Genomic DNA, 22,666 nt, shown 5'->3' with positions numbered 1-22,666 from the left:
TCCGCTCCCGTTTACGAACCTTAACGATTTTGACGCCAATTATGAATGATCAAGTCGTCAGTTGAAATTGATCGTGGAATATCAGATAGCTGACGGAAATGGGGGATTTGGGGTGGATATCCGGGGCAATTCCGCTGGTCGCGGAAAAAAGGGTAAACACCTAATTCGTCTTCTTGTGTAACCGTATTGAATGATAGCGAGAGCATCACGCACCAAGCATGATGCAATGCAGCGAAGAGTCTTCGGATAATGGACGGATTTGATACTGCCGCTTGCGAGCCCGATCTCAGTCTGACGTCCCGTCATGCTGTTTCCGTTGTTCATGCTCTGCCCGATAACGAGCCTGCGCTGCTTCTGGGGGAAATCGACGGCCGGCTGGAGAAGCTCCGTCGTTACCAGACCAAGCGCCGGCTGGTGGCCCTTTCGCTCATCGCTTCCGATATGGGCGCGTCCTTTTCGGCTGTCCTGCTGGCGCAGCTGCTCAATGGCTCCCAGCCCGATCCGCATGTCGCGGGCGTTTCGCTGGCGGTCACTTTCCCGATCTATTTCCTCGCCGCCCTGCAAACCGGCGCGCACAGCCCTTCGGCGGCCCTGCGCAAGGATCTGAGCCTGCGCAATGCAGGGATGGCCTATGTGATTGCGGCGGCGATCATCTTCTCCGCCCTGTTCCTCACCAAGCTCGGATTGCAGGTTTCCAGGCTGCAGGTGATCGAGGCCATGCTGATCTGCCTGGTGCTGGGCATGGCCGCCCGCTGCATGATCGCGCGGCAGGCCATGCGCTATCTGGGGCCGAAGCCCTATGCGGATCTGTGCATCTATGACGATGTGCCCATGCGCGCGAAGCCGGGCCCGGGCGCGATCCGCGCCGCCGAAGCCGGGCTTGCCCCCAATCTGGCGCAGCCTGAAATGGTCAGCCGTCTTGGCGATCTCGTTCGCGGGATGGATCGTGTGGTGGTCCATTGTTCCACCGAACGGCGCGAAGCGTGGTCGCGCGCCCTGAAATGCGTCGATATCCGTTCCGAAATCGTGATGCCGGAACTGACGGAGCTGATGCCGCTCGATATTCGCTATCGTAATGGTGAAGTCAGCCTGGTTCTCGCCAATGGTCCGCTGCACTGGCACCACCGCCTGCTTAAAAGCACTTTTGACCGTGTCGCGGCGGCATTGGCGCTGCTGTTGTTTTCTCCGCTGCTGCTGATCATCGCCATCGGGGTAAAGCTCGACAGCCCGGGCCCCATCCTGTTCGGGCAGGATCGCATCGGGCTGGGCAATCGCCGCTTCCATATGTGGAAGTTCCGCTCGATGAAGGCAGAGCTTTCCGATCACAGCGGCCATGTCTCCGCCTCGCGGGACGATCAGCGGATCACCCGTTTCGGCCAGTTCCTGCGCCGTACCAGCCTGGATGAACTGCCGCAGCTGTTCAATGTGCTGCTCGGCCAGATGAGCGTCGTGGGGCCGCGCCCCCATGCCATCGGCTCACGCGCGGAAGAAATGCTCTTCTGGGATATCGATCAGCGCTACTGGTATCGCCATTCGATCAAGCCGGGCCTTACCGGGCTGGCCCAGGTGCGCGGCCTGCGCGGCGCCACGCATAAGCGCGGCGATCTGGAACAGCGCCTGTTCGCCGATCTGGAATATGTCGCCAACTGGTCGCTGATGACCGACATGCGCATCATCTTCCAGACCTTCCTGGTGCTGGTCCACCGCAACGCCTATTGATCGCGTAGCGGCGCCTGGGCCGTGCGATCAGCCCAGCAACAGGACCCCCAGCAGCACCAGCAGCGCGGCCAGGGCCACGCCCCATACATAGGTCCGCAATCTGGGCACGCCCGCCCAGTAGAGCGGCAGATAGACCACCCGTGCCCCCAGCCAGACCCAGCCGGCTGCCAGGGTCAGTGTGGAGCTTTTGCCCGTCAGCGCCACGCCCATCAGGGCGATGATCGCAATGGGCAAGGTTTCCAGGAAATTATCCCGCGCGCGTTCCAGCCGGGCGGCAACAGGGTTGAGCGGTGGGAGCGCTTCGTCGCGCGCGCCCATGTTCCAGTCCACGCCATATTGCTGCGTCTTGATGCGGATCGCGGCCATGATGTGCACCAGCAGCAACAGCGCCGCCAGGCCAAGGATCGTGAATTCGCTATGCATGGGCATCTCCCGCCTTTCCCGCCATCCTCCCCCGCTAGCGAAGAAATGGCAATCCGCCCCGATCCTTGAAATGCGTGTCTTATAATCCTAATACAGCAAGAAGTGTGGAGCGTGCGCAATCGCGTGATACTATGCCGCGAGACGAGGAGTTTTGGAGGAACCATGGCGAGCAACGAAACCCAGACGGCCACCGCGCCCGATTTCCAGCTCACCGCGCCCGATCCCGTACCCGTGGTGGCGCCGCAGAAAGCTGCCGGGCTGGTTCCGGTGTCGGAGGAAAAGCGCAGCAAGCTGGACGAGAAGGTGGATGCCTTCGTTGCCGATCTGGTTTCCGCCGATGCCAATTCGCCCGAATTCGGCCAGAAGGTGGATCAGCTCACCAATATGGGCCGCAAGGAAATCATGGCGGCTTCCGGCATGTCCAACCGCTTCCTCGACCGGCCGGTCCGCGCCATGGACAAGGATGAGGGCGTTGGCGCCAATCTCACCGAACTGCGCCGTGTGGTGGAAGATCTCGACCCCGCCCGGCGCGGCAAGCTCAGCCCGGGGCGCAAGATCCTGGGCATCATCCCCTTCGGCAACAGCCTGAAGAACTATTTCCAGAGCTATCAGAGCGCACAGGGCCATATCCAGGCGATCCTGTCCAAGCTGGCATCCGGCAAGGACGAGCTGCTGATGGACAATGCCGCCATCGATGTGGAGCGCCAGAAGCTGTGGGAGGCGATGGGCAATCTGGAACAGATGATCCACATCTCCAAGACGCTGGATGGCCGGCTGGAAGACAAGGCGGAGGAACTGGACGCCAGTGACCCGGCCAAGGCCAAGGCCATTCGCGAGACGGCTTTGTTCTATGTCCGCCAGCGCACGCAGGACCTGCTCACGCAAATGGCGGTGGCCGTGCAGGGCTATCTCGCGCTCGATCTGGTCAAGAAGAACAATGTGGAACTGGTGAAGGGCGTGGACCGCGCCAGCACCACCACCGTAGCCGCTCTGCGCACCGCCGTGACCGTGGCCGAGGCCATGACCAACCAGCGGCTGGTGCTGCAGCAGATCACTGCGCTGAACGAGACCACCGCCAATATCATCGATTCCACCAGCACGCTGCTGGCCACGCAGACTGCCAAGATCCACGAACAGGCCGCCAGCTCGACCATTCCCATCGAAACGCTGCAGCGCGCCTTCCAGAACATCTACGACACGATGGACAATATCGACACCTTCAAGCTGAAGGCGCTCGATTCCATGAAGCAGACGGTCAACACGCTGTCGAACGAGGTCGAGAAGTCCAAGGGCTATATCGCCCGTGCGGAAGGCGCCACGCAGGCGAAGAAGGAAGTGAGCGGACCCTCGATCCTCTCGCTGGAAGGCTGACGCGAAACTCATGGTCGATCTTTCCCGCGATACGGACCGGGCGCTGGACGAAGGCCGCGCCCTGTTGAGGGACAATCAGACAGGCGGGCGGCACCGCCGGGCAGGCTTCGCCTCCATCGGGCGCGGTTCGGCGGAGATCAAGCAGCGCAATCTGATGCTGCGGATCAAGCTGATCGCCGGCGCGCTGCTGGCCATTGTCGCCGCTTCCATGGTGGCCGGGCTGGCACTGGACGGAATCGGCTTTACCGGGCTGATGGTGGCTTTCCTGGCGGTGGCGGCCGCCGTGATGCTGTTCTCCAACTTCCCGAAAGTGAAAGTGCCCAAGCGGGCCGATCTTAACCGGGGCGATGTCCGCCAGCTGGTGGGCCGCACCGAATTGTGGCTGGAACACCAGCGTGCTGCCCTGCCTGCGCCTGCCGTCACTCTGATGGACCAGATCGGGCTGCAGCTCGATGCGCTGGGCGCGCAGCTGGAAGGGATCGATCCGGCCCATCCCGCCGCGCAGGAAGTGCGCAAGCTGGTGGGCGAACATCTGCCCGAAACGGTCGAGACCTATCGCCGTATTCCCGCCCATCTGCGGCGCGAGGAAAGCGCGGGCAGCACGCCCGACAAGCAGATCGTGGAAAGTCTCGGCCGGATCAGCGGCGAGATCGACAGCGTGACCCGGCAGCTGGCTGCCGGGGCGATCGACGATCTGGCGATCCGCACCCGTTTCCTGGATTACAAATATGGTGAGAGCGAAAACGCCTCGCCGGAGAAGAAGTGATGCGTCTCGTCCTGCCGCACAGCCTCGGCAAGGAGGAAGTCCGCCGCCGCCTGCATGACAACAGCCACAAGATCGCCGGACACTTGCCCGCAGGCATCGCCGATGTGACGACGGATTGGACCGGGGAGGACCGCATGTCCATGGCGATCTCCGCCATGGGCCAGAACCTGTCCGGCGCGGTGGAAATCGGGGAAGAAGAGGTGGCGTTCGAACTGGAACTGCCGCTGGCCCTGTCCTTCGCCAAGCCGATGGCGGAAGCCGCGATGCGCCAGATGGGCGAGAAATTGCTGGCGGCGCCGAAGGGGTAGGACGGGCTTTGGGGTTTACCCATTTACCCATCCGTTCGTCCTGAGCCTGTCGAAGGACACGCGGAACACCAGCCCAGGAAACCTTATTGTGACGCTGGCGGGGGGGTGGGGACCTACCCCGAACGAACGGCAGCGCGCGTCCTTCGACAGGCTCAGGATGGACGGGGACAGGCAGCTCAAAGAGTCTTCTTTGAGTCCGCTCACAACTCGCGGTGGCTCTCCAGAAATTCCTCGGGAATGCGCAGCAGGGCCGTGGCCGTGCGGGTTTCCTGCATGAACAGGATCAGCGCCCCCATCAGCAATGAAATAGCGAAGATGAAGCAACCGCCCGCAACGGGCTGGACACTGAGGCCAAGGAACTCTTCCAGAAACAGCAGCGCCACGGTGAAGCCGATGGTGATGCCGCTGATCACCAGCAGCAGGATCGCGCGGCTGATCAGCTTGATGCGCCGGTCTATCGTGCGGATTTCCAGCACCACCATATCGTGTTCCACCCCGGTGGTCTGCCGGTGCCGATCCTGCAGCACGCGCGAACGGTCCACTACGCGGCTCAGCCGCTGGGCGAGGATGTTCAGGATATTGCCGATCGCCACCAGGACGAAAACGGGCGCGAGCGCAAGCTGGATCGTATGGGCGATCATTGCCATCTTATGCGCCGGGCTGGCAGGGCTGCGCAAGCAGGCACCGCGTTCCCGCCGGAATCTCCACAGCTGCGAGCGATGAGGCGAGCGCGCATTGTCCGCTGCCCACAGGCTCACCATTCACGCGGACGCCTTCGTCCATCGGCAGGACGAGCAGCGCCGCTGAGCCATAGCTGGCATCCAGCGCCGCGCCGGGCGATCCGTCCACCCGGTCCAGCCGGAAAAACGGCCCGCGCACCAGCGGCACATGGCCGCGTTGCGGCACGCGCGTACGCAGAGCCGGATCGTGGGGCATACCTCGCGCCACTTCCAGCGCCTCGTCCAGATGCAATTCGCGCGGGCGGCCGTAATCGTAGAAGCGATAAGTGCAGTCGCGGTTCTGCTGCACTTCCACCAGGCTGATGCCCGCGCCGATGGCGTGGACCGTGCCCGCCGGAATATAGACGAAATCACCTGCCGAAACCGGATGCCATGCCAGCATCTGCTCGATCGATCCGTCCAGCGCGCCTTGCCGCATGGCTTCGGCGGAAACCGGGCTGGTAAAGCCGATGCCCAGCACTGCGCCGGGTTCCGCATCCAGCACCAGCCAGCATTCATCCTTGCCCTGTGCGCCGGGCGGATGGACCTGCACCGAGAGATTCTCGCTGGTGAAGATATATTTGGCCAGCAACTCGCCATGCGCTGCGGGCGGTTCGAACCAGATCTCGCCCACGCGGGCGCCGTCATCGGTGGCAAAGGCCGGTGGAAGTACCTCGCGCCCCCAGGGCTTTTCCACCCGGCGGGTGGGCAACAGGCAGGTCGTCATCGCGGCGCTCCCACTGGCTGGCTCACTGGTTGGATGGCCCCTTCAGCTTGCCGACATTGGCGGCGCCGCGGCTGCTGGTAACCAGCACTTCACCGCCATCCACCACCACGATCACATCGTCCAGCCCTACGACCGAGACGCGCGGCCCATCGGTTTCCACCATCACATCGCGGCAATCGAGCAGATCGGCGGGGCCGCGTGCGATATTGCCGGCCTCGTCCGCCTCGTCGGCGCGGACTTCGCGCAGGCTCTGCCAGTTGCCGATGTCGGACCAGCCCATATCCGCGTCCACCATGGCCGCCCGGTCAGTCTCTTCCATCACGGCATAGTCCACCGAATCCCCGGCGATTTCCGAGAAGGGGGCAAAGGCGGGCAGGAAGCGTGCGCCCTGCGTCTCGCCCTGCTCCACAGCCTCGCGCACGGCGCGGGCCATTTCGGGCCGGTGCTGGGCCAGTTCGTCCAGGAACGTGCCGGCGCGGAAAGCGAAGATGCCGCCGTTCCAGCAATAATTGCCCTCGGCCAGATAGGCCACGGCCCGCGCCAGATCGGGCTTTTCGACAAAGCGATCGATGCGATAGCCGCCGGGCAGTGCCTCGCCCCGCTTGATATAGCCATAGCCGGTTTCAGGGCGGGTCGGCGCAATGCCGAAGGCCACCAGCCATCCCTCCGCCGCCAGCCGGGCCGCTTCCAGCGCGGCGGCCAGAAAGGCAGCTTCATCGGCGATGTGGTGATCGCTCGGGCAGACCAGCATCACCGTATCTTCCGGCACCAGATGGGCGGCAAGCGCGATGGCGGGCGCAGTATTCTTTGCAGCCGGCTCCACGATCAGGCGCATGCCGTTGCCTGCGGGGGATTGCCCCTCGATCAGGTCCACGTGAGCGCTGCCCGCCACCACGATGGGTGCCGTGAAATGGGCCGGATCGCTTGCCCGTGCCAAGGTTGCCTCGAACAGGCTCGAATCGCCCACCAGAGGAAGGAAAGGCTTGGGTGCGGCCTTGCGGCTGCGGGGCCAGAGGCGCGTACCGCTGCCTCCGCACAGAATGACAGGTGTGATCGGGTTCATAAATGTCGCGCGCCGCTACGGCGCCCAGCCTCCCTAGTGCGAACCCATCCATTGCTGATGATTATTACGAAAGCAACAATGCCACAGGGGTTGCGATTAAAAGAACCAGCGCTGGCGCCAGCGAAATTTTCCAATCATCGCATTGCCTTGCGCATCCAGCGCCGGATTGAAGCGGAAACGCTCCCGCGCGAGGCGGCAGGTGATCGCATCGGCTTCGGCATCGGGGCTGGGTTCGGTCACGGTGCAGTCCGTTACTCGTCCGTCGGTGCCCACGGTCAGCAGGATGGTCACGCTGTGGCCGATACGCAGGTCGCGGCTCTTCTTCGGATAGTCTTTGGCCGAATTGATGTCGCCCGCGATCTTTTCCAGCTTGCGCCCGCCGCCGCCGCCGCCTTGCCCGGTGCCGGACTGGCCGCTGCCAGTGCCGGCCCCTTCGCCTCCGGCGCCGGTTCCCTCTCCTTCATCCCGCGCGCCGGAGCGATTCTCATTGCCGGTGGAACTGGCCAGCGGCGCGGGCAGGGGCTTTACCGGCAGGCGTGTGACAGGCGCGGTCACTTCGCGGGGCATGGCCTGCTTGCCCTCGGGCGCCGCTGCGCCTTCGTCGGGTTCGGGCGGACGAGTGGCCGGCGGGGGTGAAGGTGGGGGCGGCTCGCTCGGCGCGGTGATCGTCACGGTCAGAACCGATGCGGCCTGCCGCACCACGCTATCCGTCAATTGCGGCGCAAAGGCACGCGCCAGCGCAACAATCGCCAGGACATGCAGCAGCAGGACCAGCGCCAGCGTGCCCCATCTGGGCTTGCGGCGGGCGGGCACGCGGGGAAAGCTGCCGGGTTGCTCCTCCATCAGGCACTTATCGTGCCGGAAGGCCGCGCCGGCAAGGCCGCGCAACATGGGGCGTGCCGGGACTGAGGGAGATGGTGAGCCCTGCTGGATTCGAACCAGCGACCTACTGATTAAAAGTCAGTTGCTCTACCGACTGAGCTAAGGGCCCTTACCAGGGTGCGCTGCGGTGCTGCGCCGGGCTCACCTAGAAAGGGGGCGGGGTGCGGTCAAGCGCGCTGTTAGCTGCCGGACCGTCAAACTGCTCAGCGGATCGCGCCAGGCGGGGGCAATAGTGACTGCCGGTTGCAGCACGAATGCGCGTTCGCGGAACAAGGGATGCGGAATCGTGAGATGCGGCGCGGCATAGGGGCCGCCGTCCCACAGCACGATGTCCAGGTCGATCACGCGCGAGGTCCAGCGCTGCCCGCCCGTGCGGCGGCCGAACTTGCGCTCGATCTTCTTGAACAGGCGCAGCAGCCGCTCTGGCCCGCGCTTCGTCTCGATCACGGCGGCGGCATTGGCATAACGCCGCAGCGAGGGGCCGATGGGCGCGGTCTGCAGGATGGGCGATGTCCGGCGGATGCGGACGCCCTTGTCAGCCAGGCAGACGAGCGCCGCCCCGATCACATCGCGCGGACAGCCGTGGCGATGATGCCTGCGATTCGAGCCCAGGGCGATGAGGTAACGGTGCCGCGCCATGGCGGTTTATTCGTCGCGCGCGAGGCGGGCGTAGAGATCGGGCCGCCGGTCACGGAAAAAGCCCATGCCTGCGCGGTGGCGGGCGGCGCGGTCCAGGTTCAGCGTAGTGAGCAGCACCCCGCTTTCGCCCGAGCCATATTCGCACACCATGTCGCCCCATTCGTCGCAGATGAAGCTATGGCCGTAGAAGACCTGTCCATCTTCCGTGCCGATACGATTGGCCGCGACCACCGGCATGCAATTGGCTACTGAATGGCCGATCATCGCCCGGCGCCAGATGCGGCTGGTATCGAGTTCGGGATCATAGGGTTCAGACCCGATGGCCGTGGGATAGAACAGCACTTCTGCCCCCAGCAGCGCCATGGCGCGGGCGCATTCGGGATACCACTGGTCCCAGCAGATGCCCACGCCCACGCGGGTGCCGAACAGGTCCCAGGCCTTGAATCCGTCATTGCCGGGGCGGAAATAGTATTTTTCCTCGTAACCCGGCCCATCGGGGATGTGGCTCTTGCGATAAGTGCCCATGATTTCCCCATCGGGGCCGATCATCGCGATAGTGTTGTAATAATGGTGCCCGTCCCGCTCGAAGAAGCTGGTGGGGATGGCCACTTTCAGCGCCCGCGCCAGATTGCACATGGCAATGACGGAGGGATGTTCCAGCGTCGGGCGGGCGAGCGCGAACAGCGCCTCATCCTCGACCTTGCAGAAATAGGTGCCGGAAAACAGTTCAGGCGGCAGCACGATCTGCGCGCCGCCGGCGGAGGCTTCCTCCACCAGGGCGCCGACGGCGGCGATATTGTCCCGCTCGTCCTCGGCATTGAGGGCAAGCTGCAGCGCGGCAACGGTGATCTGTCTCATGGCTGGCGACCTATTGCCCCCTGTTGGCCAAGTCTAGGCCTCTAGCTCGAATGGTCGGCGATGATCTTCCATCCGCCGGCCTCTTTCTGGAGGACGAGGCTGGTCGGGCCGCTGGCCATCTTCCCGTCAGGATAGACCAGCGTATAGCGCCCGATATAGAGCGCATGGCTGGCATCCAGCAGGCGGAAGTCCAGTGTTTCCAGGCTCAGCGATCCGCGCGCGGCGGGATTGGCGAAATCATATTTGGCGGAATAACGCTCCGCCAGCGCCTTGCGCCCGCGCACCAGCCCTTCGCTGGTGACGTAAGTGGCCTGCGGATCTTCGGAATAGACGCCGATGAACCGGTCAATATTGCCGCTGTTCCAGCCCGCCGTGCTTTCGGCCAGCGCGGCCAGGACGGCCTGCTGCTCGATCTGTGTGGCGGGCGGTTCCTTTGCGACCTGGCAGGCGGCGAGCGACAGGGCGGCACACAGGATTACGGCGGCACGAATCACGGCAGTCTCCCCCCGATTGGACGGCAGGCCGATCCTATCGCGGGGGCGCCAGCCTGTCCAAGGCCCTGTCCAAGCGGAGGATAAGGGCGGACAATCAGGGGCGTTTGCGGAACACCATCGTCATGCGGTCGCTTTCGCCGATCGCGTCCATCTTCGCCTTCTTGGCATCGTCAGCCCCGGCATAGCTGGGCGGCAATTCCCACACGCCGATCGGCCAGTCGGTCGTATCCTTGGGATTGGCGTTGATCTCGCTCTTGGCGACAAGGTCGAACCCGCTGGCGGCGAACAGGGCGATCACATCGCTTTCGCGCATATAGCCCTTGCTGCCGTCGCTCCGCTCGAAGGGTACGTTTTCGGCCACTCGGTGGTCGGTAATGCCGATCAGCCCGTCCGGCTTCAGCATCTTGCGCATGATCGCCAGATCGCGGCGCAGCCAGTCGAAGCGGAACATGTTGTGGACTTCGCGGAAGATCAGCACCCGGTCCACCGTGCCGTCCAGCCCTTCGGGCACGACATTGACGTTGAAGCCGGAAACTTTCGCATCGTTCGGGCCGGCCCATTTGGCGTGTTCGGCGGCGAGCTTGCCGGCCACATCGTCATAGGTATTCTTCATATAGCCGGTCTGGTTCGAGACATCGGGGTTCATCCCGATATAGGCCCCGTCCTTGCCCAGATAGGGCACCAGCACGCGCGTGTACCACCAGCCATTGGGCATATAGTCCACCACGGTCATGCCCGGTTCCACGCCGAAGAAGGCCAGCGTTTCGCGCGGGTGACGGAATTTGTCGCGCTTGCCGTCATCGCCCCGGATTTTCGAGGCGAGCGCCGCATCCAGTGCAGGATTGGCGGGCACTGCTGCCTCTTTCGACTGGGCCAGGGCAGGGGTGGCAGCCAGCCCCGTTGCGACCAGCACTGCGCCAGCGGCAAGGCTTACAAATTTCCTCATCGATCCTCTCCCCGTGGAGTCAGTCCATCTTGGCGGGAACTCTACGGGAAGAGGTGCGGATGACAAGCGGCCATCGGCTTCCTATCTTTCGGAGCAAAGGAGATCCCACAATGAGCGCAAGTGAAACGGCCATTGTCGCCGGCGGATGCTTCTGGTGCACGGAAGCGGTCTTCCGCATGTGCGCCGGGGTGGAGGAAGTGGAAAGCGGCTATATTGGCGGCAGCGTTCCCAACCCCACCTACAAGCAGGTCTGTTCAGGCGATACCGGCCATGCCGAGGCGATCCGCATCACCTTCGATCCGGCGGTAATCTCCTATGCCGATCTGCTGGATGTATTCATGGCCACCCATGATCCCACGCAGCTGAACCGGCAGGGCAACGATATCGGCACGCAATATCGCTCCGCCATCTTCCCGCTGGACGACGCCCAGCGCGCCGAGGCGGAGGCCGCGATCGCGCGGGCGAATGCCGAGCATGGCGGCAAGGTGGTCACCACGATTGAAGGCCCGGCCGAATGGTATCCGGCCGAGGACTATCATCAGGAATATTGGCAGGGCGAAGGCCAGCGTAACCCCTATTGCCTTGCCGTGATCCCGCCCAAGCTCGCCAAATTGCGCAAGGGCTTTGCGCAGCGGGTGAAGGAAAGCTGATCTCAGGCCCGGAAGCGGGCGATGAAGAAGCCGTCCAGTCCGCCCGCTTCGGGCAGCATTCCGGGGTCCGTCCGCACCCAGCCTTCGGCCGTGGGCGTAACACCCTGCGGCAGCAGCGATGCCGGGATCGCTTCCGTGCGCAGCCCCGCACGGGCGGCCTGTTCCTCCCCCTCCTCGCGTTCGAGCGAGCAGACGGCATAGACCAGCTGGCCCCCCGGCACGATCCAGCGGGCAGCGCGTTCGATCAGGCGCGATTGCAGTTCGGCCATGTCCTCGATCTGGCGCGGGCCGATCCGGTGGAGCACATCCGGATGGCGACGGCAGGTGCCGGTAGCGGTGCAGGGCGCATCGAGCAGCACGGCATCGAAGGGCGCGTCGGGTTCCCATTCCAGCATGTCGGCCACCACCGTGGTGGCGGAAAGGCCGATGCGGGCGAGGTTCTCCTTCAGCCGCGCCATCCGCTTGGGGCCCATGTCGAGCGCGGTCACATCCCAGCCGGCGGCGGCGAGTTGCAATGTCTTGCCCCCCGGCGCGGCGCACAGGTCCAGCACGCGGCGGCCCTTGCCCTGCCCCATCCCCACGCCCAGCACACGGGCAGGCAGACTGGCGGCGAGATCCTGCACCCACCATGCGCCTTCGGAAAAGCCCTCCAGATCTTCCACCGCCGTGCCGCGCGGCAGGCGGATATGGCCGGGTAGCAGCGAGAGGCCCCCGAGCTTTTCGGCCCATTGTTCGGTTTGGGCCGCATCGCGCAGCGAGAGGTCCAGCGGCGGCGGTTCGGCAAGGGCGGCGGCGATGGCGGCGGATCGTTCGCCCCAGCGCCCGGCCACTCCATCGGGCAGGGTCGGCATGGCAGGCAGGGTCACGCCCTTCCTTACCAGAGCGCCGAAGACGCCATGCGCCAGCCTGCGCGGGCCGCCGGTGAGCAGGGGCAGCGCAGTGGCAACCACGGCATGGGGCGGCGTATCCAGCCGCAGCCAGCCCGCCAGCATCAGCCGCAGCACGGCGCGCGGCTTGGCATCGTCGGGCAATATCTGCCGGGTGGCCGAATCGATCAGCGCGTCCAGATCGGTCAGCCAGCGCAGCACTTCGGCAGCCAGCGCGCGCGCCAGTGCCTTGTCCGCACCGCTTTGCAGGCCCTGCAAGGCCGCATGGGCGGCAATGTCGAGCGTTTCGCCCCGACGCAGCACGGCATCGGTGAGCTTGAGCGCGGCACGGCGCGCGGGAAGTCCGGGTATGTCAGCCATGGCTTCCCCTATCCGCCATTGCATCGCAGCGCCAGCGCGCCCATCTTGCTCCCATGACCCGTCCTGCCCCCACGACAAAGCGCGCAACACAGCGGCCCCGGCCTTTCAAGAAGCCCGATCATTGGGAAAACACCCCGGTGCCCGCGCCGCAGGAAGCCAAGCCCGCCGAAGACCCGCAGGGACTCAGCCCGACGCGCTATGGCGACTGGGTGAAAGACGGCATCGCGGTCGATTTCTGACGATGTTTCAAGCATTTTACCGCAAAAAGACACCGCATTAACCCTTAATGCTGTAGCTGCGTCCAGCCGCGCGGCACCAGTGCCATGCTTGGCGGCGTGTGCCCGATTGGCGCGCGCAGCTATAAAACAAATCAGGTCGCCTGACTGGAGAATTCAATGCGTCTTTCCCATACCGCGCTTCTTGCCGTGGTAGCTCTGGCCGTATCCGGCTGCGCCACCAAAGGTTACGTGAAGGAGCGTGTGTCAGATCTGGAAGCCCGGCAGAACGCCCGCATGGACAAGGCGGACCAGCGGATGGACCAGATCGACAAGACCAGTCGCGAAGCGCTGGAACGCGCGATTGCGGCGGGCAAGCTGGCCGAAGGCAAGTTCGCTTACGATGTGGTTCTTTCTGACGACGCGGTGAAGTTCGACAGCAACCGCGCTCACGTCTCTCCGGCGGGGCAGCAGCGGCTCGCGGAACTCGTCAGCCAGCTCAAGGCGGAAAATACCGCCACCTATCTCGAAATTCAGGGCCACACCGATTCGACCGGCTCCCTTGCCTATAACCAGAAGCTGGGCATGGAACGGGCCGAGGCCGTGCGGCTGGTGCTCTACAAGGCCGGCGTTCCGCTGAGCCGCATGGCGACCATTTCTTATGGCGAGGAAGCCCCCGTTTCCCAGAACAACACGGCCGCCGGTCGCGCGGCAAATCGCCGCGTGGTGATCGTGGTTCTCAAGTAAATCTTCCTGAGCCGGGCCTGCCGCCTGCTTGCGCGATAGTGCGCGGCGGGCGATAGGTCCGGCCATGGCCATTATCCTGACCGAACGCCTGATCCTGCGCCCCGCTGCCGAGGGCGATCTTGAGGGGCTGCACAGGATCCTGAGCGACGCGCGGGCCATGGCCTATTGGTCAACCCTGCCCCATTCCTCGCCCGACATTACCCGCAAATGGCTGGCCGGCATGATGGCGATCCGCCCGGAAGAGGGCGAGGATTTCATCGTCGAACATCAGGGCCGCGTAATCGGCAAGGCGGGCTTCCACCGCTTTCCGGCCGTGGGCTATGTCCTCCATCCCGATTGTTGGGGCCAGGGCTTCGCGCAGGAAGCGCTGCGCGCCATTCTGGAACGGGGCTTCACCACCCATCTGCTGGCCCGCGCCATCGCCGATGTCGATCCGCGCAACGAGGCGAGCCTGAGACTGCTCAGGCGGCTGGGTTTTGCCGAAACCGGCTATCGCGAGAAGAGCTGGTATATTGGCGGGGAATGGCTGGACAGCGTGGATCTGGCGCTGGAAGTGGAGGATTGGGCGCGGGGGTGAGTGGCCCCCAAAACCTCTCCCGCAGGCATCCAAGGTTGTGTGGTCATTCGACCCACCCCGCCAGTTCGCGCCGCACCAGCGCTTCCAGCATATCCATTCCCGCCTCGCCCGCATTGAGGCAGGCCAGCGTGGCATATCGCTCCCCGCCTGCCGCCATGAACTGATCGCGGCCCCGGATCGCCAGTTCCTCCAGCGTTTCCAGGCAATCGGCAGAAAAGCCCGGCGCGGCCACGGCCATACGCTTCGTGCCCGCCTTCGCCTCTACTTCCAGCACCACGTCAGTGGCCGGTTCCAGCCATTTGGCGCGGCCGAAGCGGGATTGGAAGGTCGTGTCGATTCGCAGGCGAGGCCGCCCCAGTGCCTCGCCCAGCAGGCGCGCGGTCTTCTGGCATTGGCAGTGGTAGGGATCGCCCAGATGCAGCGTGCGCTCCGGCATGCCGTGGAAGCTCAGCAGCAGCACTTCCGGCTCGAAATCCAGCGCATCCAGTTGCGCCCCCAGATCCCTTGCCAGCGCGGCGATATGGACGGGATCGTCATAATAGGGCGGCAGGACGCGCAGCGCGGGCTGCCAGCGCATAGCGCGCATCGTGTCGCTGACCTTGTCCATCACCGTGGCATTGGTGGCGGCGGCATATTGCGGATAGAGCGGGGCCAGCAGGATACGGTCGCACCCCTGATCCATCAGCGCCTTCAGCTCCTGGGGGATGGAGGGATTGCCATAGCGCATGCCCCAGCGGACCACGGCTGTACTGCCCAGCCGGGCCTGCAGGGCTTCGGCCTGTTCGGCAGTGATCGCGGCGAGGGGGGAACCCTTCTCGGTCCACACCTGCTGATAGGCATGGGCCGATTTCTTCGGGCGCGTGTTCAGGATGATCCCGCGCAGGATCGGCTGCCACAGCAGCGCAGGGATTTCCACCACGCGCGGATCGGACAGGAACTCCGCCAGATAGCGCTTCACTGCCGCCGGAGTAGGCGCATCCGGTGTGCCGAGATTGATCAGCAGCACGCCCACGCCGCCCGTGCGGACGGGGGGATGATCGGCAGGGAGTTTCTGTTCAGTATAAGTCATGTGAAAGGCCCATAGGTTGCCTTGCCTTACAAGCCACCTGACAACAAGGGCAGGCGCCGCAAGCGCAGCCCCGTTGCCGAAAACAGCGCATTGGCGATGGCCGGGGCCACCACGGCCACGCCCAGCTCGCCCGGATCGAAAGGTTCGGCATCGCTATCCACGAAGTCCACCTCGATCTGCGGGCAATCGGCCAGGGTCGGCAGGTCCAGCGCGGCCAGCCTTGTGGCAGTGGGATGGCCGCGTTCGTAGTCGGTCGCCGATCCCAGAGCGAGGCCCATGCCGAAGATCAGCCCGCCCTCGATCTGCTGGCGAGCGATGTCGATATTGACGATGCGCCCGATATCCACCGAGACGGAGAGCTTTTCCACCTTCACCCCGCCTTCGCCCTGGCTGGCCGTGGCGATTGCGGCGATGCGCCCGCCGCCCTCCAGGGGGCCCATGCGGTGGCAGGCGAGGCCCTGGCCGCTTTGTTCTCCGCCGCCGCCCCATTCGGCCAGCCGGGCGGCGCGCTGCAAACATTGGGCAAGGCGCGGATCGTGGCCCAGCATTTCCATGCGATATGACAGCGGCTCCCGCTTGTGCAGCGCGGCCAGCTCGTCAACGAAGCTTTCAGTGAAAAAGCAGGTGTAGCCATGGGCATTGCCGCGCATCCGCCCGGTGGGCAGGCCGATATTCACCGGCACGTGATCCACCGCGACATGATCCATGTCATAGGGCGGATCGGCCCCTTCCACGGCCATGGGATCGGCCCGGCCCTCGCTCGCCTCGATGGCGGACCAGCTGGCAAGATTGTTGAACTGCCGCTCGCCAAATTCCTGCGTCGTGGGCGGTAGCGCCAGCTTGGCGCGCCAGACGGCGATATGGCCGCTCTCGCTCGTCTTCGCGGATAGCAGCGCGGCCACCGGCGTGCGTGGGCGCCCGGCCAAAGCCTCCTGCCCGCGTGACCAGACGAGTTGCACCGGACGGCCCACTTCCCGCGCGATCAGCGCCACTTCGATGGCGTGATCCACTTCCAGCCGCCGGTCGAAACTGCCGCCTGCTGGCATGGGGTAGAGCACGACATCGGCGGTGGAAATACCCAGCGCCTTCGCCGCCGCCTCGCGCGCATGTTCGGGTGCCTGAGTGGCGATCCACAGTTCCAGCCTGCCGTCGATCAACCGGGCCGTGGCGCTGGAGGTTTCCAGAGTGGCGTGGAGCGCGGGGGATACGTCATAGCGCGCGCGCAGGGTGGGCTTGCCCATCGGGTCCGTGCCATCGCCGCGCGTCACGATCCGCTCCGCCGCGCCCTTCATCACCGCATTTTCCAGTGCATCCTCGATCCGGCCGCTGTCGATTCCGCGCGATACCATGAAGCTGGGGGCCAGTTTGCGCAGCGCCTTGTCGGCGGCGAACCATGTGCGGCCCACGGCCGCGATCCAGCGCTTGCCTTTCACGATCCCGACCAGCCCGGGCGAACCGGCGGCGGCCTGCGCATCGAAGCTCTTCAACGTGGAGCGGTCGATCGGCCCATGGATAATCGCGGCATAGACCATGTCCGGCAGGCGCACATCGCCCGCGAACAGCAGCGATCCGTCCACCTTGGCGGGCAGGTCCAGCCGGGGATAGAAGATCGGGGCTTCCGCGCCCAGCTCGCTCGGCTTTTCGGCGGGAGGGAGGGAACGCAAGGGCGGCGGATCGGGCGGAGTGCGCCCGGCTGCGTCCAGCGCCAGTTCGGCGAAGCTGAGGCGGCGCTTGCCGTGGACGATGAAGCCGCCTTCAGCCTCGCATTCTTCCCAGGCCACGCCCCAGCGATCCGCTGCTTCCATCGCCAGCATTCCCCGCGCGGCGGCGGCGGCATTGCGGCAAGGCCCCTCATAGGCGGCGAGCGAGGTGCCGTCCGCCGTCACCATGAAGCGGTGATCCTCGGCAAAGCGGCGCACCAGCCAGTCATCGGCATCGTCCGCCAGGAAGGGCAGGGCAGGCTTCCACAAGGGCGCCCAGCGCGCCGCCAGCGGCAGATTGGGATAGGCGCCGCTGACCGGGGTGGGCTCCACAGCGATCTGTCGCCAGTCCGCGCCCAGTTCCATCGCCACGACTTGCGGCAGGATCGTGGTGACGCCTTGCCCCATTTCGAGCTGGGGCACGGCCACGGTGATCACGCCATCGCCTGCGATCTTCAACCAGGCATCGAAGCTCGCCTCGTTGCGGCCCGCACTGAGCGGAGGGGCGAAGCGGCGGGGGCGCAATGTCCAGGCAACCAGCAATCCGCCGCCGATGGCCGCCCCTGCCAGCACCCCTCTGCGCGATAATTGCATGGCGTGCCTCCCCCCGGTTGCGTCAGGCCCCGAGCCAGTCCGAAAGCCGGGCGGCAATATCGGCAAAGGCCGCGGCTTCCGCCCCGTCCCCGGCGGCGGGCGGGGTGCCCGCATCGCTCGCCATGCGGATTTCCATCGCCAGCGGCACGCGGCCCAGGAAATTCACGCCCTTTTCCCGCGCGGCGATTTCCGCCCCGCCATGGCCGAAGGGATCGGACACTTCGCCGCAATGAGGGCAGATATAGCCCGCCATATTCTCCACAATGCCGATGATCGGCACTTGTCCCGCCTCGAACAGCTGCATCGCGCGGGTCGCGTCGATCAGGGCGAGATCCTGCGGCGTGGAAACGATCACCGCGCCTGCGGGCTTGAAGCGTTGCAGCATGGTCAGCTGCACATCGCCCGTGCCCGGCGGCAGGTCGATCAGCAGCAGGTCCACATCGCCCCATTCGGCATCGATCAGCTGGCCCAGCGCATTGCCCGCCATCGGCCCGCGCCAGGCGATGGCCTTGCCCGGTTCCACCAGATGGCCCATCGACAGCACGGGAATGCCCGCCGCGCTGGGCACCGGGATCAGCTTGTTGCCTTCCGCGCGCGGCCTCTCGCCCTGGCTGGCCAGCAGCGTCGGCTGGGAGGGGCCGTAAATATCCGCATCCACTACGCCGACCTTGCGGCCTGCCTTCTTCAGGGCGACAGCCAGATTGGCGGTCAGCGTGGATTTGCCCACACCGCCCTTGCCCGAACCGATGGCAATGATGCGCCGCGCCACGGGCGGGGCCTTGTCGGCCATCAGCGCCACGCGCACTTCGCTCACGCCCTCGGCATCGCGCAGAGTATCGCGCACGGCGATCTCCATTTTGTCGCGCGCAAGGGCATCGAGGCCGCTGGCATCGAGGATCAGGGTGGCAACACCATCGTTCAGGCGCAGGGTCTGCAGCCGCTCCAGCGCCTTGGCGGGAAGGCGGCTTTTCAGGGTTTCTTCCATACTCATCCCACCCCCGTTAGCGAAGCTCGACCGGGCTTGCAGGGAAAATCTGCAAACCCCACCCTGTTTTTCGCGGATTTCGTGCCTATAAGTGGGGCCATGGAACGAATGGGCGGATTTTTCGATCGCATCGCGCTCGCCATGGCAGGCAAGAGCCCCTGGGGCGGCAGCGGCGGTGCGGATGATGGCAAGGGCAACACTTCCTCTGGCGGTGAACCCTCCGGCGAAGGCGGCGACAGCGGCGGCGGGCAGGGCAGTGAGCCCCCGCGCGGGCCGCGCAATCCCTGGCTTCCCGGTGGCAGGAGCGATCCCGGTGACGGTGAACCTCGCCGTTCCGCCAGCATAGAGGACATCTTCAAACAGCGCGGCCCCGAAGGCCCGCGTCGCAGGCAGGGCGGCCCCGGTGGCCCGCCCAATTTCCGCCTGCCCCCCGCACCCGGCGGGCGCAGCTGGATGCCGCTGATCGTTACCGGTGTGGTCGCCCTGTGGCTGGCCTTCTCCATGGTGCATCAGCTCGGCCCGAAGGAGCAGGGGATCGTTTCCACCTTCGGCAAATATTCGCGCACCATCGGTTCGGGCATTTCGCTCACTCTGCCCTGGCCGATCCAGGATGTGCATGTGGAGCAGGTTTCCGAAATCCGGATCTTCCAGATTCCCGATGGCGATACGCAGAAGCTGATGCTGACGGGCGATCAGAATCTGGTGAACCTGTCCTACCTCGTGCGCTGGAGCATCAAGGATCTGACGCAGTTCCGCTATCAGCTGGCGGAGCCGGAAAATACCGTGCGCGAAGTGGCGGAGGCTGCGATGCGCGCTTCCGTTGCGGAAGAGCCGCTGGACAGCGTCTTTTCCGGTGCGGGCCGCGCCAATATCGAGGCCAATGTCCGCGCGCGGATGCAGAACGTGCTCGATGCCTATCGTTCGGGCGTGCAGATCCAGGGCGTGGAAATCCGCAAGACCGATCCGCCGACCGAAGTGGAAGAAGCCTTCAAGGCCGTGTCCGCCGCGCAGCAGGAAGCAGAAACCTACAAGAACCAGGCCGAAGCCGCCGCGCAGCAGGTGCTTGCCCGCGCGCAGGGCGATGCTGCGGCCTTCGACAAGGTCTATGAGCAATACCGGCTCGCCCCCGAGGTGACCCGCCGGCGCATGTATTACGAAACCATGGAGCGCGTGCTCAGCCGTACCGACAAGACGATTGTGGAGACCAATGGCGTGACGCCTTATCTGCCCCTGCCTGAAATCAAGAAGCGGGCCGCCGCCAAGCCTGCGGGAGGGCAGTAAGCGATGAACACCGTGTGGCAGAACTACAAGGTTGCGATCATCGGCCTGGTCGTGGTGGCGGCAGCCGTGCTGTCCAGCATCGTCGTGGTGCCGGAACAGGAACAGGCCGTGATCATCCGTACCGGTGAGCCGGTGCGCGTGGTCAACCGCTTCAAGCCGAAAACCGCCTATGGCGAAACCGGCGCGGGCATCGTGTGGCGCATTCCCTTCTTCGAAAGGGTGCAGCGCATCGACAAGCGCGTGCGCGATCTGGACATGCAGCCCCAGCAGGTGCTTTCCACGGATCAGCTGCGGCTGGAAGTGGATGCCTATGCCCGCTATCGCATCATCGATCCGGTGAAGATGGTCCGCACCGTCGGCACGACGGAGAATGTGGAAGCCCAGCTTTCACCCATCTTCAGCTCGGTCGTGCGCCAGGAACTGGGCCGCCGCAGCTTCGCCTCGCTGCTGACGGCGGAACGCGGCACCACCATGCACAATATCCGCAACAAGCTGGATGAAGAAGCGCGTGAATATGGCGCGCAGGTGCTGGATGTGCGGATCAAGCGGGCCGATTTGCCGCAGGGTTCTCCGCTGCAATCCGCCTTTGCCCGCATGCAATCCGCGCGTGAACAGGAAGCCGCCACCACCAAGGCCACGGGCCTGCGCGACGCGCAGATCATCCGGGCCGAGGCCGATGCCCAGGCAGCGAAGATCTATGCCCAGAGCTTCGGCAAGGATCCGGAATTCTACGATTTCTACCGCGCGATGCAGAGCTACGATACGACTTTCGCCTCCACCGAGTCGGAAAGCTCGATCATCCTTTCGCCCGATAACGAATATCTCCGTCAGTTCCGGGGCCGCCGCTAAAACCCGCTTTTGGCGCGGCTTCCGGGCCGACTACGATTGTCATTCAATTTCAGTTCAGGCCACAGGCGCATGAGAATGCCACGGCCCGAGCAAGCGCCGCGAGGCGCCTATACGAGAGGAACAAAGGACGTGAAGCCCGTGCGTTACGCTTATGGATTTTCATCGGCGCTGCTGATTGGCGGCGCGGCCATTTCTCTTATCACCGGTCATCCTGCCGGGGCACAGGTCGCCCAGAATGACGAAAGCCGGATGCAGCATGTCGTGCCGCGGGCAGGCGCCCCGGCCAGCTTTGCGGACCTGACCGAACAATTGCAGCCCGCGGTGGTCAATATCTCCACCCGCCAGCGCATCACCGTGAACACCAACCCCTTCGCGGGGAGCCCCTTCGGTGACCTGTTCGGCGGCCTCACCCCGCGCGGCGGCGGCGTGCCGCAGACGCGTGAGGCGCAGTCGCTCGGCTCCGGCTTCCTGATCTCGGCGGATGGCTATGTCGTCACCAATAACCATGTCATCACCGCAGATGGGCAGGGCAAGGTGGAACAGATCACCGTCACCCTGACCGACGGCACCGAATATCCCGCCACGCTGGTGGGTAATGATGCCGCATCCGATCTTGCCGTGCTGAAGATCGAACGTGCCAAGCCGTTTCCCTTCGTGGAGTTCGGCGATTCCCGCAAATCCCGCGTGGGTGACTGGGTGATCGCCATCGGTCAGCCCTTCGGCCTTGGCGGCACGGTAACGGCGGGCATCATCTCGGCCGTCTATCGCAACACCGGCAGCGGCGGCGCCTATGACCGCTATATCCAGACCGATACCTCGATCAACCGGGGCAATTCGGGCGGCCCGCTGTTCGACATGCAGGGTCAGGTGATCGGCATCAATAATGCGATCTTCTCGCCTTCGGGCGGCAGCGTGGGCATCGGCTTCTCGATCCCCGCCGAAATCGCCGAGCCGATCGTGCAGAAGCTGATGAAGGGCCAGGTGATCGAGCGTGGCTATCTCGGCGTCCGCATTCGTCCGATGGACGAGGATATTGCAGCATCGCTGGGTGTGCCTAGCAATCGCGGCGAATTCATCCAGTCGGTCGAACCCGGCGAACCGGCGGACAAGGCCGGGCTGCAGGCGGGGGACATCGTGCTGAAGGTCAATGGCCAGAACGTGACGCCGGATCAGACCCTGTCCTACCTCGTCGCCAATATCGCGCCGGGTACCCGCGTGCCGCTGGAAGTGCTGCGCAAGGGCCAGAAGCTGAGCCTGACCGCCACGGTCGGCAAGCGCCCAAGCGAGGAAGAACTGGCCGGCCGCGTGTTCGATCCGGAAGGCAAGCCCCAGCCGGGCCAGCCCGCGCCGGAACAGGCCGAAGGCGTGCTGGAGAAGTCACTGGGCGTGCGCGCCATCGAACTGACCCCGCAGATCGCGGGCCAGCTCGGCCTGCCCAGCGGCACCAAGGGCGCGGTGATCGACGCCGTGGATGCCAACGCCGATGCGGGCCGCAAGCTGCAGCGCGGCGACGTGGTGCTGGGCGTCAATAACAACCCGATCACCTCGGTGGCAGAACTGGAAGCTGCGGTTAAGGCCGCCAAGGATGCGGGCCGCGATGCGGTGCTGCTGCAGGTGAAGCCGCTGCGCCGTCCGCAGGATTTCATCCCCGTGCGCCTGCGCTGATCCAACAGGCCACAGGCCATTACGAAAAGGCGCGCCCCGCTGGAGGCGCGCCTTTTTCTTTGGCGATTACATCGCCTGCAAACACGCGCTGTGATGGCCCCATTGCCATCCACTATCGCCGCCGCGCGCACTGATTTTTGCTGGCTGTAGGCGCGTCATCGGGATAGCACTT

24 protein-coding genes and 1 tRNA gene are annotated in these 22,666 nt (G+C 64.9%); 11 read left to right on the top strand and 14 right to left on the bottom strand.

Features of this window, described 5'->3' with window-relative positions:
• Positions 1-249: 249 nt before the first annotated feature.
• Positions 250-1,719 (top strand): sugar transferase, encoded by a 1,470-nt coding sequence (locus H0274_RS14890; protein ID WP_226796374.1) that lies wholly within the window; start codon positions 250-252, stop codon positions 1,717-1,719.
• A 27-nt stretch (positions 1,720-1,746) separates the two neighbouring features.
• On the opposite strand, the gene H0274_RS14885 is transcribed toward H0274_RS14890, so the two are convergent.
• Positions 1,747-2,142 carry an MAPEG family protein gene (locus H0274_RS14885; RefSeq protein ID WP_226796373.1) on the bottom strand — a complete coding sequence of 132 codons (396 nt, stop codon included), beginning with the start codon at positions 2,140-2,142 and terminating at the stop codon, positions 1,747-1,749.
• 162 nt (positions 2,143-2,304) lie between these two features.
• Between H0274_RS14885 and H0274_RS14880 the strand changes: the two genes are divergently transcribed.
• Genes H0274_RS14880 through H0274_RS14870 form a run of 3 tightly spaced genes read left to right on the top strand, consistent with a single transcriptional unit; the run spans position 2,305 to position 4,587 of the window.
• Positions 2,305-3,513: a toxic anion resistance protein gene (locus tag H0274_RS14880; RefSeq protein WP_226796372.1), complete on the top strand. Its 1,209-nt coding sequence runs from the start codon at positions 2,305-2,307 to the stop codon at positions 3,511-3,513.
• A 10-nt stretch (positions 3,514-3,523) separates the two neighbouring features.
• Entirely contained in the window at positions 3,524-4,279 is a 756-nt protein-coding gene (locus tag H0274_RS14875) for a hypothetical protein (protein ID WP_226796371.1), read from the top strand.
• The gene (locus H0274_RS14870) at positions 4,279-4,587 is read left to right on the top strand and encodes a polyhydroxyalkanoic acid system family protein (RefSeq protein WP_226796397.1); all 309 of its coding nucleotides are present in this window, start codon (positions 4,279-4,281) and stop codon (positions 4,585-4,587) included. The genes H0274_RS14875 and H0274_RS14870 overlap by 1 nt, the downstream gene beginning before the upstream one ends.
• A gap of 200 nt (positions 4,588-4,787) precedes the next feature.
• Here H0274_RS14870 and H0274_RS14865 read toward each other — a convergent pair whose 3' ends face one another.
• The 9 genes from H0274_RS14865 to H0274_RS14825 all read right to left on the bottom strand — a co-directional run bounded on the left by H0274_RS14865 (position 4,788) and on the right by H0274_RS14825 (position 10,915).
• Positions 4,788-5,228 carry a DUF2721 domain-containing protein gene (locus H0274_RS14865; protein WP_226796370.1) on the bottom strand — a complete coding sequence of 147 codons (441 nt, stop codon included), beginning with the start codon at positions 5,226-5,228 and terminating at the stop codon, positions 4,788-4,790.
• Between the two features lie 7 nt (positions 5,229-5,235).
• The gene (locus H0274_RS14860; protein WP_226796369.1) at positions 5,236-6,033 is read right to left on the bottom strand and encodes a class I mannose-6-phosphate isomerase; all 798 of its coding nucleotides are present in this window, start codon (positions 6,031-6,033) and stop codon (positions 5,236-5,238) included.
• A 22-nt stretch (positions 6,034-6,055) separates the two neighbouring features.
• On the bottom strand, positions 6,056-7,096 hold the full coding sequence (locus H0274_RS14855) for a mannose-1-phosphate guanylyltransferase (RefSeq protein ID WP_226796368.1): 1,041 nt from the start codon (positions 7,094-7,096) through the stop codon (positions 6,056-6,058).
• A gap of 96 nt (positions 7,097-7,192) precedes the next feature.
• On the bottom strand, positions 7,193-7,939 hold the full coding sequence (locus tag H0274_RS14850; RefSeq protein WP_226796367.1) for a TonB family protein: 747 nt from the start codon (positions 7,937-7,939) through the stop codon (positions 7,193-7,195).
• 72 nt (positions 7,940-8,011) lie between these two features.
• A tRNA-Lys gene (locus tag H0274_RS14845) sits at positions 8,012-8,087 on the bottom strand.
• 32 nt (positions 8,088-8,119) lie between these two features.
• Positions 8,120-8,617, bottom strand: a complete 498-nt coding sequence (gene folK / locus H0274_RS14840; protein WP_226796366.1) for a 2-amino-4-hydroxy-6-hydroxymethyldihydropteridine diphosphokinase — start codon at positions 8,615-8,617, stop codon at positions 8,120-8,122.
• 6 nt (positions 8,618-8,623) lie between these two features.
• Entirely contained in the window at positions 8,624-9,475 is an 852-nt protein-coding gene (gene aguB, locus H0274_RS14835) for an N-carbamoylputrescine amidase (protein ID WP_226796365.1), read from the bottom strand.
• 41 nt (positions 9,476-9,516) lie between these two features.
• On the bottom strand, positions 9,517-9,969 hold the full coding sequence (locus H0274_RS14830; protein WP_226796364.1) for an SgcJ/EcaC family oxidoreductase: 453 nt from the start codon (positions 9,967-9,969) through the stop codon (positions 9,517-9,519).
• A gap of 94 nt (positions 9,970-10,063) precedes the next feature.
• A complete protein-coding gene (locus H0274_RS14825) occupies positions 10,064-10,915 on the bottom strand; it encodes a class I SAM-dependent methyltransferase (RefSeq protein ID WP_226796363.1) in 852 nt (283 codons plus the stop codon).
• Positions 10,916-11,025: 110 nt separating this feature from the next.
• On the opposite strand from H0274_RS14825, the gene msrA reads away from it, so the two are divergent.
• Positions 11,026-11,565 carry a peptide-methionine (S)-S-oxide reductase MsrA gene (gene msrA, locus H0274_RS14820; RefSeq protein WP_226796362.1) on the top strand — a complete coding sequence of 180 codons (540 nt, stop codon included), beginning with the start codon at positions 11,026-11,028 and terminating at the stop codon, positions 11,563-11,565.
• Between the two features lie 2 nt (positions 11,566-11,567).
• On the opposite strand, the gene H0274_RS14815 is transcribed toward msrA, so the two are convergent.
• A complete protein-coding gene (locus H0274_RS14815) occupies positions 11,568-12,812 on the bottom strand; it encodes an RsmB/NOP family class I SAM-dependent RNA methyltransferase (RefSeq protein ID WP_226796361.1) in 1,245 nt (414 codons plus the stop codon).
• Between the two features lie 53 nt (positions 12,813-12,865).
• On the opposite strand from H0274_RS14815, the gene H0274_RS14810 reads away from it, so the two are divergent.
• From H0274_RS14810 to H0274_RS14800, 3 genes are all read left to right on the top strand, one after another.
• Complete coding sequence (locus tag H0274_RS14810; RefSeq protein WP_226796360.1) at positions 12,866-13,051, top strand: DUF1674 domain-containing protein; 186 nt, start codon at positions 12,866-12,868, stop codon at positions 13,049-13,051.
• A 156-nt stretch (positions 13,052-13,207) separates the two neighbouring features.
• The gene (locus tag H0274_RS14805; protein WP_226796359.1) at positions 13,208-13,774 is read left to right on the top strand and encodes an OmpA family protein; all 567 of its coding nucleotides are present in this window, start codon (positions 13,208-13,210) and stop codon (positions 13,772-13,774) included.
• A 64-nt stretch (positions 13,775-13,838) separates the two neighbouring features.
• Positions 13,839-14,351, top strand: a complete 513-nt coding sequence (locus H0274_RS14800; protein ID WP_226796358.1) for a GNAT family N-acetyltransferase — start codon at positions 13,839-13,841, stop codon at positions 14,349-14,351.
• A gap of 43 nt (positions 14,352-14,394) precedes the next feature.
• Here the strand turns inward: H0274_RS14800 and hemH are convergent, their stop codons facing one another.
• The 3 genes from hemH to H0274_RS14785 are packed head-to-tail and all read right to left on the bottom strand — an operon-like array spanning position 14,395 to position 18,705.
• Entirely contained in the window at positions 14,395-15,420 is a 1,026-nt protein-coding gene (gene hemH, locus H0274_RS14795) for a ferrochelatase (protein ID WP_226796357.1), read from the bottom strand.
• A 26-nt stretch (positions 15,421-15,446) separates the two neighbouring features.
• A complete protein-coding gene (locus H0274_RS14790) occupies positions 15,447-17,714 on the bottom strand; it encodes a xanthine dehydrogenase family protein molybdopterin-binding subunit (RefSeq protein ID WP_226796356.1) in 2,268 nt (755 codons plus the stop codon).
• 22 nt (positions 17,715-17,736) lie between these two features.
• Complete coding sequence (locus H0274_RS14785; protein WP_413463486.1) at positions 17,737-18,705, bottom strand: Mrp/NBP35 family ATP-binding protein; 969 nt, start codon at positions 18,703-18,705, stop codon at positions 17,737-17,739.
• 93 nt (positions 18,706-18,798) lie between these two features.
• Between H0274_RS14785 and hflK the strand changes: the two genes are divergently transcribed.
• From hflK to H0274_RS14770, 3 genes are all read left to right on the top strand, one after another.
• The gene (gene hflK, locus H0274_RS14780; protein WP_226796355.1) at positions 18,799-19,980 is read left to right on the top strand and encodes a protease modulator HflK; all 1,182 of its coding nucleotides are present in this window, start codon (positions 18,799-18,801) and stop codon (positions 19,978-19,980) included.
• A gap of 3 nt (positions 19,981-19,983) precedes the next feature.
• Complete coding sequence (gene hflC, locus H0274_RS14775) at positions 19,984-20,829, top strand: protease modulator HflC (RefSeq protein WP_226796354.1); 846 nt, start codon at positions 19,984-19,986, stop codon at positions 20,827-20,829.
• Between the two features lie 138 nt (positions 20,830-20,967).
• On the top strand, positions 20,968-22,494 hold the full coding sequence (locus H0274_RS14770) for a Do family serine endopeptidase (protein ID WP_226796395.1): 1,527 nt from the start codon (positions 20,968-20,970) through the stop codon (positions 22,492-22,494).
• The last annotated feature ends 172 nt before the right edge of the window (positions 22,495-22,666 follow it).

It is taken from the genome of Fulverythrobacter ferritrahens, assembly GCF_020539485.1.
GTDB lineage: Bacteria > Pseudomonadota > Alphaproteobacteria > Sphingomonadales > Sphingomonadaceae > Andeanibacterium > Andeanibacterium ferritrahens.
The sequence above is the reverse complement of the archived record's forward strand: the minus strand, read 5'-3'. Positions and strand labels throughout refer to the sequence as shown.